Genomic DNA, 18721 nt, shown 5'->3' with positions numbered 1-18721 from the left:
AACCAAAGGAGTACGCCATGGCGTTAAATATTTTTTATGACAAAGATTGTGACTTGTCAATCATCCAAGGCAAAAAAGTTGCCATCATCGGTTATGGCTCACAAGGTCACGCGCACGCGCTTAACCTCAAAGACAGCGGCGTGGACGTGACCGTAGGTTTGCGTCAAGGCTCAGGCTCATGGAAAAAAGCCGAAAATGCAGGGCTAAACGTTGCTGAAGTTGCCGACGCGGTCAAAGATGCCGACGTGGTCATGATTCTTACACCCGATGAATTCCAAAAACAGCTTTATCGCGATGTCATTGAGCCCAATATCAAACAAGGCGCAACCTTGGCGTTTGCCCACGGTTTTGCCATCCACTACAACCAAATCGCGCCACGCCAAGACCTGGATGTCATCATGGTCGCGCCCAAAGCCCCTGGTCACACCGTGCGCAGCGAATTTGTCGCAGGCGGTGGTATCCCTGACTTGATTGCCGTTTATCAAGACGCATCAGGTCAAGCCAAACAAGTCGCGCTATCGTACGCGGCTGGCGTGGGTGGCGGACGCTCAGGCATCATCGAAACCACCTTCAAAGACGAAACCGAAACCGACCTATTTGGCGAACAAGCCGTGTTGTGCGGTGGGGTGGTTGAGCTGGTTAAAATGGGCTTTGAAACCTTGGTTGAAGCAGGTTACGCGCCTGAGATGGCATACTTTGAATGCTTACATGAGCTCAAATTGATTGTCGATTTGATGTACCAAGGCGGCATTGCCGATATGAACTACTCAATCAGCAACAACGCTGAATTTGGTGAGTACGTGACAGGCGTTGAAGTGGTCAATGAGCATTCACGCGAAGCTATGCGCCACGCGCTTAAACGCATCCAATCGGGCGAATATGCCAAAATGTTCATCACCGAAGGCATGGCAGGCTATCCATCCATGACGGCACGCCGTCGCCAAACGGCTGATCATTTGATTGAGCAAACAGGCGAAAAATTGCGCGGTATGATGCCATGGATCGCTGCTGGTAAAATCATCGATAAAGACAAAAACTAATCTTCTTGATGCAGTATTTGCCTCACAAAAAAACCGCCAACTGGCGGTTTTTTGGGTAAGCTAAAAAACTTACATCAATGCCTTGACCGCTATTTTCGCCTGCGCGCGCGCTTGTTCATCGACTGCCAAAATTGCCGCCAAATCATCCGCCGCGCTTGAGGATGTTTGCTCAAGTACGGTGTCATTTATCACAGCGATATCGGTTAGACGAATTGTTTGAGCCAAAAACGCCGCAACCGCCACTTCATTGCTGGCATTGAGGGCGATACAGGCCGCGCTGCCTGCTTGCATGGCCGCATACGCCAACGCCAGACAACGAAATTTTTCTAAATCAGGGCGTAAAAACGTCAGTTGGCTCAATGCAAACATATCCAGCGGTGCAACGCCACTATCGATACGTTCAGGATAGGCGAGGGCATGGGCAATTGGCGTACGCATATCGGGCGTGCCAAGCTGCGCCAATATGCTGCCATCGGTGTATTCAACCATCGAGTGAATAATACTTTGCGGATGAATCACCACATCAATCTGCGCAACAGGCATATCAAACAAAAAACTTGCCTCAATCAGCTCAAGTCCTTTATTCATCATCGTCGCGCTATCGACTGAGATTTTTTGCCCCATCGACCAGTTGGGATGTTTGACCGCTTGCGCAACGCTAGCAGCTTGCATATCAGCATAGCTATGCTGCAAAAATGGCCCGCCCGAGGCAGTCAGCCACAAGCGTTTGATGCCATGACTTGGTGCGTGAATTACCGCACGTTCGGTTTGTACCGCAGGTGGTAGGCATTGAAAAATCGCATTGTGCTCGCTGTCAATCGGTAACAAACGTGCGCCCGATGCCTGCGCCGCACGAATCATCAACGCGCCTGCCATCACCAAGGCTTCTTTGTTGGCAAGTAAAATTGTTTTGCCATGATTTGCTGCTGCCAACGTTGAAGGCAAGCCTGCCGCACCCACAATCGCCGCTACCACGGTATCAACCGTATCATGACTTGCCAGCTCAATGAGTCCTGCATCACCTGCCAGTATCTCAACGCGTAAGCCAGCCGCTTGCAACTGTTGTGCAAAATCGGTTGCGGCAGTATCAGGCACACAAACATAGCGCGGGCTAAACTTACGGCACAAATCTAGCAGCTTATCAAGCCGCGAATGCCCCGACAAACCAACCACATCATAACGCTCAGGGTTGGCGGCGATTACCGCCAGCGTACTGTCGCCAATCGAGCCCGTCGCGCCCAAAATAGCCACTTGTTTTTTTATCGGTTGCTCCACGGTACGTTATTCCTTATTAAACGGCTTAGACTTTAAAGGCTGATATTTTGAAGGCGGATTGTTGCTACTAACAAGTTGATTTGGCGAAAATTTAGCCCGTTAAGCATCGATATATATTGTGTAAAATCATTGTATTGAAGCATATGAGCCAACAAGAGGCTAAAATTTTGGAGAAAAAATCAAATCGTCACGCCCAAAAAATGCTGCAATGCCCAAAAACCGAATGCAAAAATCGGCATAGCAGACAGTTGCGAATCGATACGGTCTAAAATACCGCCATGCCCTGGCAAAATTCGTCCCGAATCCTTGACTCCTGCATGGCGTTTGAGCATCGATTCAAACAAATCACCAAACACCGACATCACAATCGTGATAAGCGACAACAGCAAAAACAGCGCAATTGCCAAACCTGACCACGCACCAAACCGCCCAAACGCGACCGCAAGCACCACCAATGACCCTGCCGCCAAGCCACCCAAGAGCCCTTCAATACTTTTATTGGGTGACACCACAGGTGCCATTTTTCGCCGCCCAAACTTGCGCCCAACAAAATACGCGCCACTGTCAGCGCACCACACCAACACGAACACATACAGCAGCAGCCACGGCGATTGTTGCCACAGTGCGAACACTGCGGTCATTGTCGCGGCAATCAGTAGCACGCCGAGCACTGCCAAACGCTGCGGATGGTACCAACGTTGAATATTTTCAGGGTATGCCTTGACCCAGCCAATGACCAACAGCCACACCACACACGCAGCAACCCACAAAATCACCCAACTAGGAGCAAACCACAGCGCTTGCGCCGTCGCCAATAGCGTTGCCGTGGCATAAATATAGCCGTATTGGGTACGTTGGCGAGCCACAGGTTGCGCATTTTCGGCAGGAGGTGCGCTGATTTTGGTCCATTCAAAGCCTGCTACCGCGGCTGCAAACAGCAACAACGGCAGCATCAACACAGGCGAGGGCAGTGCAAACATAGCAACCCCAACCAAAATCAACAGCACAATGGCTGTGCGGATGCGTTGCCACATAGTTTGCTCCCATGTTGTTGGTGATGACTGGACGAAAAATATTTAAAGAAGTCAAACAAGTAAACCACTCTTGCCTAAAAGCTTGTGGCTAAAGTCTAGCGCGCGCGGATAGCACCAACCTGCTCACTGGTCTTGCCAAAGCGCCGCTCACGGCTGCCAAAATCCGCCAACATCGCATCAAGCTCTTGCGTGCCAAAATCTGGCCACAAGGTATCGCTAAAAAACAGCTCCGCATACGCGCATTGCCACAACAAAAAGTTAGAAATGCGATAATCGCCCCCTGTGCGTATCAGCATATCCACCGCAGGCAAATCCGCCAACGCTAAATGCGCCGCCAAGCGTTCGGGTGTGATATCGGCAGGATTCAGTGAGCCTGCTTGCACCTGCCGTGCCAGTGTTTGGCAGGCTTGGGTAATATCCCACTGCCCCCCATAACTGACGGCAATGCTTAAAACCATGCCCGTGTGCGCCGCGGTTTGGCGTTCGGCATCTGCCATCAGCGTGCGCAAATCTGCCGACAGCAGCGCACGATTACCAATAAACCGTAACTGCATGCCATAACGCTGCATACGCGGCAACTGCTCATGGATGCTTTGCGTCAATAGCTGCATCAGCAAAGCCACTTCATCGGCAGGGCGTTGCCAGTTTTCACTGGAAAACGCGAACACGGTCAAGGCCTCAATCCCGAGCCGCGCACAGTGCTCAACAATCGGGTCAAGTGAGTCCTTACCTGCCAAATGCCCGCCCCCCGTCGGCAGCTTGTGTGCTTTGGCATAGCGGTTGTTGCCATCCATGATAATGGCGATGTGCCGTGGCAATACTGCTGACATCGACAGGGTAGGTCGCTTACTCAACGCAAATCACTCTTACTTTATGGGTTCTAAACGCGCCGCTTATTTTGCGTGGCGACGCTTAAACTTCCATCAACTCGGCTTCTTTGGCCGCCAATTTTTTGTCAATCGCGTCGATGTATTTGTCGGTCATTTTTTGGATATCGTCATTGGCGCGGCGCTCATCGTCTTCAGAGATTTCTTTATCTTTTACCAACGCTTTAAGCTGGTTGTTCATATCACGGCGTGCATTGCGCACCGACACGCGGCGTTCTTCTGCTTCAGCACGCGCCAATTTTTGCATGTCCTTGCGCGTCTCTTCGGTCAAGGCAGGTAGCGGCACGCGGATGACATCGGCAGAGATGGGGTTTAACCCCAAGTCTGATTCACGAATGGCTTTATCCACCGCTTGCACCATGCTGCGGTCAAACGGCTGCACCACCAATGTGCGCGAATCCTCGACGTTGATGCTGGCAACTTGGTTTAATGGCATATCAGAGCCGTAATACGACACCGTCACGCTGGATAAAATACCGGGGTGGGCGCGGCCTGTACGCAGCTTGCTAAAAGCGGTATCCAGCGCATCAACCGCTTTTTGCATTTTGTCTTCGCCTTGCTTTTTGATGTCGTGAATCATGGTAAAATCCTTGTGGTTAAATGAATGGGTCAGTTAAGTAAAAAATTAAAATCGGTCAAAATTAAGCCTGTTGATAGACGCGCGTACCTTCTGGCTCACCCATCACCACGCGTAGCAGCGCATTGGGCTTACTCATATCAAACACTTGTAGCGGCACATTGTGCTCACGCAACAACGCAATGGCAGTCAAATCCATCACGCCCAATTTTTGATCAAGCACTTGGTCAAATGTCAGCTCATCGTATTTTAGCGCATCATCAAACTGACTTGGGTCTTTGGTGTAGATGCCATCGACTTTGGTGGCTTTTAAAATCAAATGCGCTTGAATCTCAATACCGCGCAGACACGCGGCGGTATCGGTGGTGAAAAACGGATTGCCTGTGCCTGCCACAAAAATACACACCTCGTTGTTTTTTAGGTGGCGGATGGCATTGCGACTGCTGTAGTTTTCGGTGACCTCGCCCATCGGTAGGGCAGACATCAAGCGGCATTTGATGTTGCGCCGCTCAAGCGCGTCACGCAGCGCAAGCCCATTCATCACCGTGGCAAGCATACCCATCTGATCGCCCGTCACCCGCCCAACCAAGCCTTGTTTTTGCAATTGACTGCCGCGGTACAAGTTGCCGCCACCGACCACGATACCGACCTGTACGCCCAAGCCGACCAAATGCGCGATGGCAAGACTCATGGTGTCAAGTACGTCTGAATCAATGCCCATATCGTTTTTGCCTGCCAGCGCTTCGCCAGAGAGTTTAAGTAAAATACGGTTGTAACGGGGAGCTTTATCAGACATAGTGACCTCGATGGGGTTTTTTATAGGTAGACAAAAAAATAAATGAAAAAATGGCTATAAGCATTGGCTAAATGCGCAAATTCTAGCAAATTTGTCCGCCGTTTAACAGCGTCTTACGCGTATTGACTGTGTAGTAAAACGTTATTGTCCCTTTGCAGGGTGGTCGATGCAGCGATGACCCCCCCCATGCTCGCATCAAAATCTACGTGATAATTTGCATCAAGCGCCACGTCAAAATCGGCTTTAACCACCATCAATGCGCCATCACGCGCCGCAGTCCTGCCACCAGCCACACCGCCAGCACAAACGGTAAGGTTAGCACCCCACCAAGCGCACTTAGCCAAGTAAACTGGCTTAGCAATAACTGCCAAGCAAACGCCGCCGCCGCCGCAATCACCGCCCAACCTGCCACACGCCATGCCGCACGCGCAGGCTGCCCTGCCAGTGTAATCGCGGCCAACGCACTGTTATAGCCAAACAAGCCCAGCGCAATATCCGCCTGTGCCTGTCCTGTCAGTATAGCAAGCAATATACCAACCAGCGCGCCCAGCACCCCTGCCGCCGCAGGCAGCGCACCTGCCAGTGCCAAACCCACGACAAACAGCAAACCTGCCACAGGCGCACCTTGAAAAATCACCTGCCCAACGCCGTTTAGCAAGGCTGCCAACGCGCCAAACGGCACATCCAACAACGGGCGCACGTCTGGTGCGCTGGACAAACCCAAACCATAAGCGCCCACAACATGCAAAACCCACGCCACCAACACAAAAGGCAAGGTATAAGCCGCCACCTTGCGCTGTGCCAAGGCGTGTTGCAGCCATGCCGCCACAGCCGCACCCACCGCGCCCAGCATCAACGCCAGCCAATATAAACCAAAGAAAAACACCGCGGCTGCGCCCACCAACGCAGGGCTAAAGCCATACAGACCGTTGGCAATAGCGTTGCCATCAAAGCGCAGCGCGTACGCGGTCAGCGTACCGACCACCACACCAAGCAGCGTACCGACCGCCACCTGCCAGTTACCCACCAACAGCCCAAGCACAAACAGCAGCCCTGTCCAGCCGTTGCCCTGTAGCATGATTTGTCCGATTCCACGTGCCAACGTCAGTGGCAGGGCTGTCGGTGGGGTGGTCTGTTGCGTGTTCGTTGGGGATATCATAGCGACAAGCCAAAATCAAAAAAACGTCACCCAAAACGGGCAAACAAATCATACTCGCTGGCCTCATCAACCGTCACCGTGATAAAGTCACCGATTTTGACCGTCGCGTCAATATTATCGACGTACACATGGCCGTCAATCTCGGGCGCGTCGGCATAGCTGCGGCAAATCGCAATATTCTCTTCGGCATCAATATCATCAACCAATACCGTCAAGGTTTTGCCGACTTTTTGTTGCAGTTTTTTGGCAGAAATACGCTGTTGTAATGCCATCAAACGCGCATAGCGTTCTTGTTTTACCGCCTCGGGCACAGGATTGGGCAAATCGTTTGCCACCGCGCCCTCAACGTCTGAATAAGTAAACGCGCCCACGCGGTCAAGCTGCGCTTGCTCAAGCCAGTCAAGCAAGTACGCAAAATCCGCTTCGGTTTCACCGGGAAAACCGACCACAAACGTTGAGCGAATGGCGATATCGGGGCAAATCTCACGCCATGCTTGAATCCGTGCCAACGTGTTTTCACTGTGGGCAGGGCGTTTCATGGCCTTTAGCACCGACGGGCTGGCATGCTGAAATGGGATATCCAAATAGGGCAAAATCTTGCCCTGTGCCATCAGGCGCACCACATCATCTACATGCGGATAAGGGTACACATAATGCAAGCGCACCCACAGCGGCGCATCGGGGCGGCCTAGTTGCCCCAACGCGTGGCACAAATCAAAAAACTTCGAGCGCAGCGGCATACCTTGCCAAAAACTGGTTTTGTACTTCAGATCCACACCGTATGCTGAGGTATCTTGCGAGATAATCAGCAACTCTTTGACCCCCGCGCGTTGCAACGCCGATACCTCATTCATCACTTGGTCAATCGGGCGCGACACCAAATCACCGCGCAAACTTGGGATAATGCAAAACGTGCAGCGATGGTTGCAGCCCTCACTGATTTTGACATACGCATAATGCTTGGGCGTAAGCTTGACGCCACAGGCGTTGATCAAGTCAATTTTTGGGTCATATTCTTTGACGGACGCAGGTTTGGGCAAATGGTGATTGACCGCATCAACAACCGCGTCATACGCGTGTGCGCCTGTCACCGCAAGCACAGCAGGGTGCATGGCTTGGATTTTTGCCGCATCTTTACCCAAACAGCCTGTCACAATCACCTTGCCGTTGTGCTCAATCGCCTCACCAATCGCGTCAAGCGATTCTTGCACCGCCGATTCGATAAAACCACACGTATTGACAACGACCAAATCCGCGCCGTGGTAATCGCCAGCCACGTCATAGCCTTGCTGGGTCAGTTGGGTGATAATGCGTTCGCTATCGACCAACGCTTTGGGGCAGCCTAACGACACAAAACCGACCTTTGGCGCAGCTTTTTTGAGCGCGGCTTTGTCTGTATGGGCAAACACAGCGCTATCGGCAACATCGCGGTTTTGGTTGTGGTTGGCTTGGTGGTGATAGCCTGTTTGGTTGGGGTTTGGCGCAGGCTGATGGGTGGTTGCAGCAGTGGGCACATACAAACGAGGTTCGGTTGGCATAATAGGCTTGTCCTGTGCTAAAATAACCGCATATTGTAACGTTTTTTTGCCTGTTTTGCCAAATTTTTTTAATAATATCCAACCGTTAAGGCGGCTCAGCCCTTGTTAGCCCCTAGCGTGGCAGCCTTAAAAAATCCCACTCAAGCGTGTTAAAATCCGTGGCGTTATTATTAAACAGCCTGCATCAGACACCCAGCTTTTATCAAAATCATCGTCGTTGTCAATGCCCACACCCTCACCAACGCGCCCCGTTTTGCCCGATTGCCTTGCCATCAGTGGCATAGAGTACCGTGCAGTATATACCAACTGGCAAATCCTACACCAATCACCGCTCAACCATGTCAGGCTATGGCAGGTTGTGGCAAATTGTTATCCTAACGACCATCACGCCAAACACAGCCGCCGTCAAGCATGGTTCAAGCTACCATTGGTCATCAAAACCATCATGCCAACCGCTGATGCGCGCAATCGGGCACAATTTGACCATGAAATTGCCATGCTGCGCGCCTGTCAGTCACTTGCTGTCCCTGTATTGGGTGAGCGTCTGCCATGCAATAAAAACCGCGCCAACCATAGCAGCCAATCTGCCATCAGGCAGGCAGGGGTGGCACAGCTGCTGTTTGATGACACCGCACCCCATGCCGCGCATGAGCGGATGTTCGCGATGCCGTACTACCCTGCGCCAAATTTACGCCAACTGCTTGACCAACAAACGCTAAATTTTGCCCAAACACGAAGCGTCGCCCAGCAGCTATGCCAAGTGGTGACCGCGCTACATGCGTTGGGCGCACTGCATGGCGACCTAAAACCCAGCAATATCTTATATTCACCCAATCATCAGCGGCTGGTGGTATTGGATTTTGCGTTGGCTCAAGTGTTGTCTGGCGCGTCTGACCAAACGCTGCCGCCAACCACCACCGCAGGCACGCCTGCCTACATGGCACCCGAGCGGTTTTTTGGCGCGCCGCCCAACGCGGCACAAGAAGCCTACAGCGTCGGTGTGATACTGTTTGAATTATTCACCAACACGCGCCCGTTTGCTGCCGCCAGCATCCGAGAATGGGCAAATGTCCATCAAAACGCACCACTACCCGATATCATGCCACGCATAGACGCGCGTTTTGCCGATGATATCACATTCAACCATCGACGCATTGACCAAGTAGAGCAGATTATCCACGATTTGATGGCAAAACGCCCCGATAATCGTCAAAATTTGTTGGCTATTGCACAAATTTTGGCCTAATTTGCCCATTTTGAGCAAAAATAGCAAAAAAAATGCAAAAAATTAAAAAAAGTGCTTGCAATGGTTTTGGAAATAACTATAATAAGCAACCACTGAGACGGACAGCAAGCAACACAAAGCGCAAGTCACAACGCGCTAGATTCAAGCAAGCTGAACCAAACGTCGCAGTACAGACAACGGGGACGTGGCGAAATTGGTAGACGCACTGGATTTAGGTTCCAGCGCCGCGAGGTGTGAGAGTTCGAGTCTCTCCGTCCCCACCATATTTTAAGCACCGCTTATGCCAGTGTGGTGAAATTGGTAGACACGTCGGATTCAAAATCCGATGCCCTTAAAAGCGTGTCGGTTCGAGTCCGACCACTGGTACCATTACAGAAAGCCCTTGTTTAGCAAGGGTTTTTTTTCGTCTCTATAAACGTAATCTCTGCCCACGACAGAAAAAGACTAAACCAAAATTGGTAGATATTGATATTAACCCGTTTAGGCTGTTTTGTTTTCTGCTGTGTGCAAAGAAAAGTAATACAAGGTAAAACATTCGCCAAAACCAGCAAACTGCGCTACAATACGCCCGCCAATCGTGACTAAAATTTGTGAGGAAATTCAACGCCATCATGACCCAACCTGTGCCTACCGCTTCGATGATTGACGATATCCATACCATCCCCACGCCATTTTATTTGATTGATAGCGCGCGTTTGCAACATAATATGCAAATCATGCAGCGCTTGCGCACGCTATCGGGCGCAAAAGTGCTACTGGCGCTTAAATGTTTTGCCACGTGGTCGGTGTTTGACCTGATGCGCGAAGCGATGGATGGCACCACATCATCATCACTCAATGAAGTGCGTCTGGGCAAAGAGCAGTTTGGCGGTGAGACCCATGCGTATAGCGTGGCGTATAGCGATGCTGAGATTGACGATGTCATCGGCTATGGTGATAAAATCATCTTTAATTCAGCCAGTCAATTGGCACGCTTTGGCAGCCGCGTACAAACGCTTAAGCCTGATATGCCGATTGGGCTACGGCTTAATCCACAAATTAGCAGCTCATCGTTTGACCTTGCTGACCCTGCGCGTCCGTTTAGCCGCTTGGGTGAAAGCGATATCAACGTTTTTTTGTCCAATCTGCCGACCATCTCAGGCGTGATGATTCACAACAACTGTGAAAACCGTGACTTTGACCGCTTTGATAGTATGCTTGCTGACATTGAGGCACGTTATAGCGCGTTGTTGCACAAGCTTGATTGGGTAAGCCTTGGTGGCGGTATCCATTTTACCGCGCCTGATTATCCGCTAGAACAATTCGCCCAGCGTCTGCGTGATTTTAGCCAAACTTACGGCGTACAGATTTATCTTGAACCGGGTGAGGCAAGCATCACACAAACCACCACTTTACACACCACAGTGCTTGATGTGCTGCACAATCAAAAAGACTTGGCGATTGTGGATAGCGCGACCGAGGCGCACGCGCTGGATTTGCTGATTTATCGTGAATCTGCGGCATTGGCACAAATCGGGCAAGAGACTGTCGATATTGCGCCAAGTGTTGGTGAGCACCACACGTTGATTTGCGGCAAATCTTGCTTGGCAGGCGATATTTTTGGCGAGTACGATTTGGGTGGGCGCAAGCTTGCGGTGGGCGAGCGTGTGGCATTTGCCAATATGGCAGGCTATACGATGGTCAAAAAGAACTGGTTTAATGGTGTTGCCATGCCTGCGATTGTCATTCGGCACTTAGATGGGCGCTATCAAGTGGTGCGCCAGTTTGGTTATGAGGATTTTAAGCATAACCTGTCTTGACATGCTGCTTTAAATCAGCATGTTGAGTGGATAGATTGGCTAGTGTATAGCCAGTGGGCGGTTCGGGTTTTGTTCGCTTCCTTGTTTGCCCGAGCTTGTTTTGGTTAGTGGGTGTGAGGCAGGCTAGATACGGCTGGTGGCTTGATACAGCCAGTGGTCTTGTGATTTAGCCTCAGTAAAAATGTAACGCGCGTCTTGGCGCACATCACACCGACGCATGAAAATAAAGGATTGACATGAAACGAAACGTATTAATCATTGGCGCAGGCGGTGTGGCACAAGTCGTTGCCCACAAGTGCGCCCAACACAACGACGTGCTAGGTGATATCGCCATTGCAGCACGTACCCAAGCCAAATGCGACGCGATTGCCGCGGATGTTGCCGAGCGTGGCAGCTTCAAAGTTCCTGCAGCCATCGCCACCTATCAGCTAGATGCGCTTGATATTGAAGCAACCAAGCGTCTCATCACCGACACGCATAGCCAAATCGTCATCAACGTTGGTTCAGCGTTCGTCAATATGTCGGTATTGCAAGCCTGTATCGACACGGGCGCAGCGTACATTGACACCGCCATTCATGAACAACCCGATAAAATTTGCGAAACCCCACCATGGTACGCCAACTACGAGTGGCAGCGCAAAGACGCGTGCGCGGCAAACGGTGTCACCGCGATTTTGGGCGCAGGGTTTGACCCCGGCGTGGTCAATGCCTATGCGCGCGCAGGTGTGGACATGTTTGACGCAGGCAGCGTGAGCGATATTGACATCATTGACATCAACGCAGGCAGCCATGGACGTTGGTTTGCGACCAACTTTGACCCTGAAATCAACTTTCGTGAGTTCACGGGCGTGGTGTATTCATGGCAAAACCGCCAATGGCAGACCAATGCCATGTTTGAGGTCAAACGCACCGACGATTTGCCCGTGGTTGGCGTGCAAGACAGCTACCTAAGCGGACATGATGAAATTCACTCGCTACACAAACATTTGGATGTGCCCAATATTCGTTTTTGGATGGGCTTTAGCGAGCATTATAAAAACGTATTTAGCGTACTCAACAATTTGGGTTTGCTGTCTGAGCAGCCTGTCACCACGGCCGAAGGGCAGCAAGTCGTGCCGCTCAAAGTCGTCAAAGCGGTATTGCCTGACCCAAGCGAGCTTGCCAAAGACTATACGGGCAAGACCTGCATTGGGGATAAAATCCGCGGCAAACGCGATGGGCAAGACGCGGAGGTGTTTATTTACAATGTGGTAGACCACCAAGACGCGTATCGTGAGGTGGGTAGCCAAGGTATTTCATACACCGCAGGTGTGCCGCCCGTCGCCGCTGCGATTTTGGTGGCACAAGGCACGTGGGATAGCCGCACCATGGTCAATGTTGAAGAGCTTGATCCCAAGCCGTTTATCAATTTACTCAACACCATGGGTCTGGTAACGCGCATTCAAGACCGCGATGGCGACCGTGTGTTGGAATTTTAAGCCCACCGCTTAGCCAGCACTAGGCTAACAAACAGCGTGCTCTCAAGTTGGGCACGCTTTTTTTCTTTTTTAATTACAACACAGTGCGCACGGTTGCCGCTTCATCAAGCATTTGATACAAGCGATTGACCTGCTCGGCCTCGGTCAAGTACACATTGGCGCGTACAGAATGAAATCGCCCCGTACGTGAAGGTTGCAAGGTCAAGCTGGCAAGATCAAATTCAGGAAACAAGCCGCCTAAAATCAGCTTGACTTCATCAAGCAGTTCATCTTTTTTGCCCTCGTGCCCGATGATGCTGAGCGGATAATCCATGGGAAATTGCCACAACTCAGGGTTTTGGATGTCGGTTTTTTTGCCGATTTGCGGGCGCGCGCTGTCAATGGCGGTTAGGTTTACGGTTTTATCGTTCATGGTTACCTCAAATTTTCTTAAAAACTGTAAGTGTTGCTATCAATGGGGCAGGACAGCGGTTTTTCAAGTACAAGCCTGATGGGCTGCCAAAAACCCTGCGATAAAATATGCCATAAAAAAGGAAGCCGCGGCTTCCTTTTGGTAGGCAGTCAAGGGGTGGACAGCGCGCTATCAGTCGTTTTCTAAGAATGAACGCAAGTGCTCGGAGCGCGATGGATGGCGCAGCTTGCGCAAGGCTTTGGCTTCAATTTGACGAATACGCTCACGGGTGACATCAAACTGCTTGCCAACTTCCTCAAGCGTGTGGTCAGTTGCCATGTCGATACCAAAGCGCATTTTTAATACTTTGGCTTCACGCTCGGTTAAGTTTGCCAGCACCTCACGGGTGGCTTCTTTAAGACCCTGTGCGGTGGCTTCATCGACGGGGCTGCTGATACTTGAGTCCTCGATAAAGTCGCCCAAGTGTGAGTCTTCGTCATCACCAATCGGTGTTTCCATCGAAATCGGCTCTTTGGCGATTTTTAGCACCTTGCGCACTTTGGCTTCATCCATCTCAAGGCGCGCGCCCAATTCTTCAGGTGTAGGCTCGCGTCCCATTTCTTGCAACAACTGACGCGATACACGGTTGATTTTATTGATGGTTTCAATCATGTGCACGGGGATGCGGATGGTGCGCGCTTGGTCGGCAATTGAGCGCGTGATGGCTTGACGAATCCACCAAGTGGCATAGGTAGAAAACTTATAACCACGGCGATATTCAAATTTATCCACCGCTTTCATCAAACCGATGTTGCCTTCTTGAATCAAATCCAAGAATTGTAAACCGCGGTTGGTGTACTTTTTGGCAATCGAAATCACCAAACGCAAGTTGGCCTCTACCATCTCTTTTTTGGCACGGCGCGCCTTGGCTTCACCTGTGGACATGTTGCGCGCAATCGGCTTCATGTCGCGGATTTGTAGCCCCAACCGCTGTTCATAGTCACGAATCCGCCCTTGGTACAGCAGCACCTCATCGACCACGCGCTCAAGGCTGTCGGCATTCTCGGGACGCTCGGCGATACGGTTGGGCAGCCAGTCTAAATTGGTTTCGTTGTCGGGGAAGGTGTTGCGAAATTCATCGCGTGACATCTTACCGCGGCGAATGACCAACTTCATGATATAGCGTTCATGGTTGCGCACGTCTTCATAGGTGTCACGCATCATCTGCATGATGCCATCGGACACGCGGCTGCTGAGTTTGAAGAGGCGAAAATAATTTGCCAATTCTTCAATCGCCGCTTGTGCTTCATCGCTTATACGCCCGTGCGCGTCAATCGCTGCTTGCGCCGCTGCATGGTAGGCAATCAACTGCTCAAAGCGTTGTTTGACCTCTTCAGGGTCAAGTCCCGTGACTTCATCCCCGTCGCTGCTGTCATCATCGTTGTCGGTATCGTCTTCGGGGTCGTCATCCGCGCTGTCGTCATCGTCATTATCATCGTCGGCAGCTTTGGTGCTAGAGAGCACGGGTAATTCAGGTTCAGCGTCAGAGAGCACGGGTTCATCGCTGTCATCGGGGTCAAGAAAACCTGCGATAATGTCGGATATCTTTTTTTCACCCTCAAAGGTCTGCTGATATTCTGCTAATACCCACTCAACCGCACCTGGCCAAAACGTCATCGCGTATTGCATATCGCGGATGCCTGCCTCAATGCGTTTGGCAATCGCAATCTCACCCTCACGGGTCAGCAAATCTACCGTACCCATCTCACGCATGTACATGCGCACAGGATCTGTGGTGCGCCCCGGTTCAGACTCGACCGATGCCAACACCGCCGCCGCTTCATCTGCTGCGATTTCATCCTCACCGCCGCTGTTAGCCAGCATGATGTCATCTTCATCGGGCGCGACATCGTACACCGAAATGCCCACGTCATTGAGCGTTTGGATGATGTCATCAATCTGGTCACTTTCGATGACCGACTCGGGTAATTTGTCGTTAATCTCAGCATACGTCAAGTAGCCTTGTTCTTTACCCAGCTGAATCAGCTCCGCCAGTTGAGAGGTAGAATGTTCGCTCATGAAGTAAAAACACCTTTGTTATGAAAATCTTAGCAAATACTTATAGCCTAACAATACCCCAATACAACGGGCGGTTAGGCGGCAATGGTAAAATGATGGGGCGAATACAGGCAATTTCAAGGTTTGGTTAAAAGTTTTTGCCAAAAAGATGACCACAACACGCTGACCAACGCTGCAAAAAATATGGCAATAGCAGCGACTAACAACCAGCGGCCGCGATATCAACGGCTAATGCGCCTTGCACCCGACAACAACACGGTAACAGCTCATCATCCGCCAACATCACCAGCGGCGGCACGGTGTAGTCGATACGCGTGTCGGCAGTGCGCTTGTGGTATCGAACCTTACACACCCCACAATACCCTTGCCGACATTCATACCGCGCCTTGACGCCCACGCGCAATAGCCCTGCAAGCAGCGTCTCACCTTGGTGTAGATAAAATTGCTGCGTGGTCAGACCAGCCAAGGGGTAAAAAATCCATGCCATGTTTATAAGGTTTATCGCTAATTGCCTAAGCGCAAGGTCATATGGCATGGGCGATTAAGGGCAGGGGATAGGCGCGTGACCCACCGCGCCATCATAGCTCAAAATCACCAAACGCATCGTCCGCCAACTCGGCATCAATTTGCCCAACCAAATATGAGGTAATCTCTGACTCCTGCGGCGCAACTTGCACATTGTCCGATGACAACCACGCGTTAATCCACGGGATGGGGTTGGTTTTGCTCTGCGCAAACAACGACGGCAAGCCAATCGCCTGCATACGCAAATTGGTAATATACTCAACGTACTGGGTCAAAATATTTTCGTTAAGCCCAATCATTGAGCCATCTTTAAACAAATACTTGGCCCATGCTTTTTCTTGCTCGGCGGCGTTGCGGAAAATCGCAATCGCCTCCTCTTGGCAGTCTTGCGCGATTTGTGCCATCTCGTCATCATCGCGCCCTGATTGCAAAATATTAAGCATGTGTTGCGTGCCGTTGAGATGCAAGGCTTCATCACGGGCAATCAACTTGATGATTTTGGCATTGCCTTCCATCAAGCGGCGTTCGGCAAAGGCAAAAGAACAGGCAAACGACACATAAAAGCGGATCGCCTCCAACACGTTGATGGCAACCAAGCACAGATACAGTTTTTTCTTTAAAATCGGTAGCGATACGGCAACGGTTTTGCCGTCAATGCTGTGGCTGCCTGCGCCATACAGGTTGTACCATTGGGCGTACTGATACAGCTCATCATAATACTTGGCGATATCCTGCGCGCGCTCAAGGATAAACGCATTATCCACAATCGTATCAAACACTTGCGCAGGCTCGGTCATGACATTGCGGATGATATGCGTGTAGCTGCGCGAATGGATGGTCTCGCTAAACGCCCATGTCTCAATCCACGTCTCAAGCTCAGGCAATGACACCAACGGCAATAGCACCGCATTGGGGCTGCGGCCTTGGATGGAATCAAGCAAGGTTTGGTATTTTAAATTGCTTAAAAAAATGTGCTGCTCATGGACAGGTAGATTGGCAAAATCCAAACGGTCTTTGGATACGTCAATCTCTTCAGGCCGCCAAAAAAACGACAGTTGTTTTTCAATCAACTGCTCAAAAATCGGGTATTTTTGTTGGTCATAGCGTGCGATATTCACCGGCTGCCCAAAAAACATCGGCTCAGCTAAGGCATTGTTTTTGGTGTGGCAAAAAATCGAATATGACATAATCAGCACCCGAGTTTAAAAAAACAGCAACAAGCGGACAAGATAAATGGGCACATATTCTAGCGTATTTTGCCAAAAATATCAATTTTAGACGGCCCTAATCATACGGATAAGTGATTGAAACCATGCACATTCAAGCAAGCTAAGCGCATAAAAAAACCAAAAGCTGCCCAAGGCAGCTTTTGGTCGGTTTGGTCCTGTATTGGTGTGCCAAAACACGGGTATGGCCGCGCAATTAACCCAAATACGCGCTATACATCCACACCAATTTTTCTTGCTCTTTGACATAGCCTGTTAAGATATCGGCGGTTGCTTCATCGCCCGCTTGCTCGGCGGTGGCGATGACCTCACGCTGCTTGGCAACCAACATGTTTAAGCCTGTCAAAACGCCTTGCACACACGCGCGCCCGTCGCTGACATTTCTGTCTTCTTTAATTGCTGAGATACGCGCAAAGTCACTGTAAGCATGCAGCGGTGTGCCGCGTAAGGTCAAAATACGCTCGGCAAGCTCATCAATCTGTAATTGCAGCGCGGTGTATAGCTCCTCAAATTTGACGTGCAGCGTAAAAAAATCTGAACCACTGACATTCCAATGATAACCGCGCACATTCATATAAAAAATATGGTAATTTGCCAACAGTGCGTTGAGTTGATCCACCACGTTTGCCATATCGGTGTGATTAAGGCCAAAGCCTTGGGTGGTTTTGTCGGTTGATTTTGTCATCGTTTGCTCCTGATTATGGTTAAATGGCTGATGGGTTAAGTGATTGGGTCATCCGTTGGTGCTACTATAAGCGCAATCTTGTATTAATTAAAATAAATTATAACAAAAACATTGATTGATTAAACCAATATATAGGCGCGCACCGCATCCAGCTAAGCCCTAGCTTATGAGCCGTTTGCTGCCGTTTGGGGCAGTTGGCTGGTGGTTGGCAAACCCTGTACGCCAATGTGTTCTTGCAAATGGTGGCGCAGCGTATCAATGGGGAATTTTTGCTGACGCATGCGCTTGGGCACAATTTGGCTGCCTTGCTGCCCGTTTGCCGAAAACACCAAAAAAATGTAATCAGGCGTTTCTTGCCAATGGCTGATTTGTGACCATTTGATGGTGGCTTGCTGTAGCGCACCTTGGCGAATCAGCGGCTGCTGCATACCGCTGCCTTTGCGCTTGCTGGTGGCCTTGGCTGGGGCGGCATTGGGTGCAGGCAAGCCCAAGATAATACCGTGTGATTGAACGCCAAGCTTAAGCTGAGCAAGCTCGGGCGGCATGGTTTGGCTGGCGGCTTGTTTGTCAAATTCCTGTTTGACATACCAACGCAAGCCCACAGTGCGAATCAGCAAAAACACCACCACACCAACCAACAACAACCAAAAAATCAGCGTTGAATAACCATGCACCCATATAATCCCTGCGATTGCCACGGCAACCAACACACCGACAATAACCCATGTCTTGGTTGAAATACGCGCAAGGCTTTGTTCATTAGAGGCAAACAGCTGTGCTTGCGCTTGGCGAAACTCCGCGTCGGTCAAATTGACATCAATGGGTTGCAGGGTGTAGGGATAAAGTGCCATAAACCAATCTTTTTACAGGTTATTGGGTAAAAGGTGAAAAGCGTTCGTTTGCCGCGTAGATAAAAGCACTATTTTAGCATTGAATAGCTGGCTTACGCCAATTTGGCAAAAAAAATTTTGTGGATTGGCCGCTTG

17 protein-coding genes and 2 tRNA genes are annotated in these 18721 nt (G+C 50.6%); 6 read left to right on the top strand and 13 right to left on the bottom strand.

Translation table 11 applies throughout. From position 1 onward, the window contains the following. Window positions 1–17 precede the first annotated feature (17 nt). Window positions 18–1040, top strand: a complete 1023-nt coding sequence (gene ilvC, locus AC5L4R_RS05265; protein ID WP_494473011.1) for a ketol-acid reductoisomerase — start codon at window positions 18–20, stop codon at window positions 1038–1040. A 69-nt stretch (window positions 1041–1109) separates the two neighbouring features. Here the strand turns inward: ilvC and ispC are convergent, their stop codons facing one another. The 7 genes from ispC to rimO form a co-directional block, all read right to left on the bottom strand. Next, window positions 1110–2303 (bottom strand): 1-deoxy-D-xylulose-5-phosphate reductoisomerase, encoded by a 1194-nt coding sequence (gene ispC, locus AC5L4R_RS05260; protein ID WP_494473020.1) that lies wholly within the window; start codon window positions 2301–2303, stop codon window positions 1110–1112. Between the two features lie 191 nt (window positions 2304–2494). After that, window positions 2495–3349, bottom strand: coding sequence for a phosphatidate cytidylyltransferase (locus AC5L4R_RS05255; protein WP_494473010.1), 855 nt, complete (start codon window positions 3347–3349; stop codon window positions 2495–2497). A gap of 95 nt (window positions 3350–3444) precedes the next feature. Beyond that, the gene (uppS, locus tag AC5L4R_RS05250) at window positions 3445–4179 is read right to left on the bottom strand and encodes a polyprenyl diphosphate synthase (protein WP_494473009.1); all 735 of its coding nucleotides are present in this window, start codon (window positions 4177–4179) and stop codon (window positions 3445–3447) included. An 82-nt stretch (window positions 4180–4261) separates the two neighbouring features. Next, window positions 4262–4816 (bottom strand): ribosome recycling factor, encoded by a 555-nt coding sequence (gene frr / locus AC5L4R_RS05245; protein WP_494473008.1) that lies wholly within the window; start codon window positions 4814–4816, stop codon window positions 4262–4264. A 61-nt stretch (window positions 4817–4877) separates the two neighbouring features. Further along, a complete protein-coding gene (gene pyrH, locus AC5L4R_RS05240; protein WP_494473007.1) occupies window positions 4878–5609 on the bottom strand; it encodes a UMP kinase in 732 nt (243 codons plus the stop codon). Window positions 5610–5862: 253 nt separating this feature from the next. Beyond that, window positions 5863–6768 (bottom strand): urea transporter, encoded by a 906-nt coding sequence (locus AC5L4R_RS05235; RefSeq protein ID WP_494473006.1) that lies wholly within the window; start codon window positions 6766–6768, stop codon window positions 5863–5865. A 26-nt stretch (window positions 6769–6794) separates the two neighbouring features. After that, window positions 6795–8306: a 30S ribosomal protein S12 methylthiotransferase RimO gene (gene rimO, locus AC5L4R_RS05230; protein ID WP_494473005.1), complete on the bottom strand. Its 1512-nt coding sequence runs from the start codon at window positions 8304–8306 to the stop codon at window positions 6795–6797. Between the two features lie 223 nt (window positions 8307–8529). Here rimO and AC5L4R_RS05225 point away from each other — a divergent pair, with 223 nt between their 5' ends. From AC5L4R_RS05225 to AC5L4R_RS05205, 5 genes are all read left to right on the top strand, one after another. Next, entirely contained in the window at window positions 8530–9552 is a 1023-nt protein-coding gene (locus tag AC5L4R_RS05225; protein ID WP_494473004.1) for a protein kinase domain-containing protein, read from the top strand. 178 nt (window positions 9553–9730) lie between these two features. Further along, window positions 9731–9815, top strand: a tRNA-Leu gene (locus tag AC5L4R_RS05220). Between the two features lie 19 nt (window positions 9816–9834). Beyond that, window positions 9835–9921, top strand: a tRNA-Leu gene (locus tag AC5L4R_RS05215). 242 nt (window positions 9922–10163) lie between these two features. Continuing rightward, the gene (gene nspC, locus AC5L4R_RS05210; RefSeq protein ID WP_494473003.1) at window positions 10164–11351 is read left to right on the top strand and encodes a carboxynorspermidine decarboxylase; all 1188 of its coding nucleotides are present in this window, start codon (window positions 10164–10166) and stop codon (window positions 11349–11351) included. Between the two features lie 230 nt (window positions 11352–11581). Continuing rightward, a complete protein-coding gene (locus AC5L4R_RS05205) occupies window positions 11582–12829 on the top strand; it encodes a saccharopine dehydrogenase family protein (protein ID WP_494473019.1) in 1248 nt (415 codons plus the stop codon). Between the two features lie 73 nt (window positions 12830–12902). Here AC5L4R_RS05205 and AC5L4R_RS05200 read toward each other — a convergent pair whose 3' ends face one another. The 6 genes from AC5L4R_RS05200 to AC5L4R_RS05175 form a co-directional block, all read right to left on the bottom strand. Beyond that, a complete protein-coding gene (locus AC5L4R_RS05200; RefSeq protein ID WP_494473002.1) occupies window positions 12903–13241 on the bottom strand; it encodes a YbeD family protein in 339 nt (112 codons plus the stop codon). A 171-nt stretch (window positions 13242–13412) separates the two neighbouring features. Beyond that, on the bottom strand, window positions 13413–15299 hold the full coding sequence (gene rpoD / locus AC5L4R_RS05195) for an RNA polymerase sigma factor RpoD (RefSeq protein ID WP_494473001.1): 1887 nt from the start codon (window positions 15297–15299) through the stop codon (window positions 13413–13415). Between the two features lie 199 nt (window positions 15300–15498). Then, window positions 15499–15786, bottom strand: a complete 288-nt coding sequence (locus tag AC5L4R_RS05190) for a 2Fe-2S iron-sulfur cluster-binding protein (RefSeq protein WP_494473000.1) — start codon at window positions 15784–15786, stop codon at window positions 15499–15501. A 91-nt stretch (window positions 15787–15877) separates the two neighbouring features. Continuing rightward, the gene (gene nrdB, locus AC5L4R_RS05185) at window positions 15878–17011 is read right to left on the bottom strand and encodes a class Ia ribonucleoside-diphosphate reductase subunit beta (protein WP_494472999.1); all 1134 of its coding nucleotides are present in this window, start codon (window positions 17009–17011) and stop codon (window positions 15878–15880) included. A 235-nt stretch (window positions 17012–17246) separates the two neighbouring features. Next, on the bottom strand, window positions 17247–17735 hold the full coding sequence (locus AC5L4R_RS05180; RefSeq protein WP_494472998.1) for a Dps family protein: 489 nt from the start codon (window positions 17733–17735) through the stop codon (window positions 17247–17249). Window positions 17736–17899: 164 nt separating this feature from the next. Next, window positions 17900–18586 (bottom strand): YcxB family protein, encoded by a 687-nt coding sequence (locus AC5L4R_RS05175; protein ID WP_494472997.1) that lies wholly within the window; start codon window positions 18584–18586, stop codon window positions 17900–17902. Window positions 18587–18721 lie beyond the last annotated feature (135 nt).

Source organism: Faucicola sp. SE7633 (assembly GCF_059264685.1).
The sequence above is the reverse complement of the archived record's forward strand: the minus strand, read 5'-3'. Positions and strand labels throughout refer to the sequence as shown.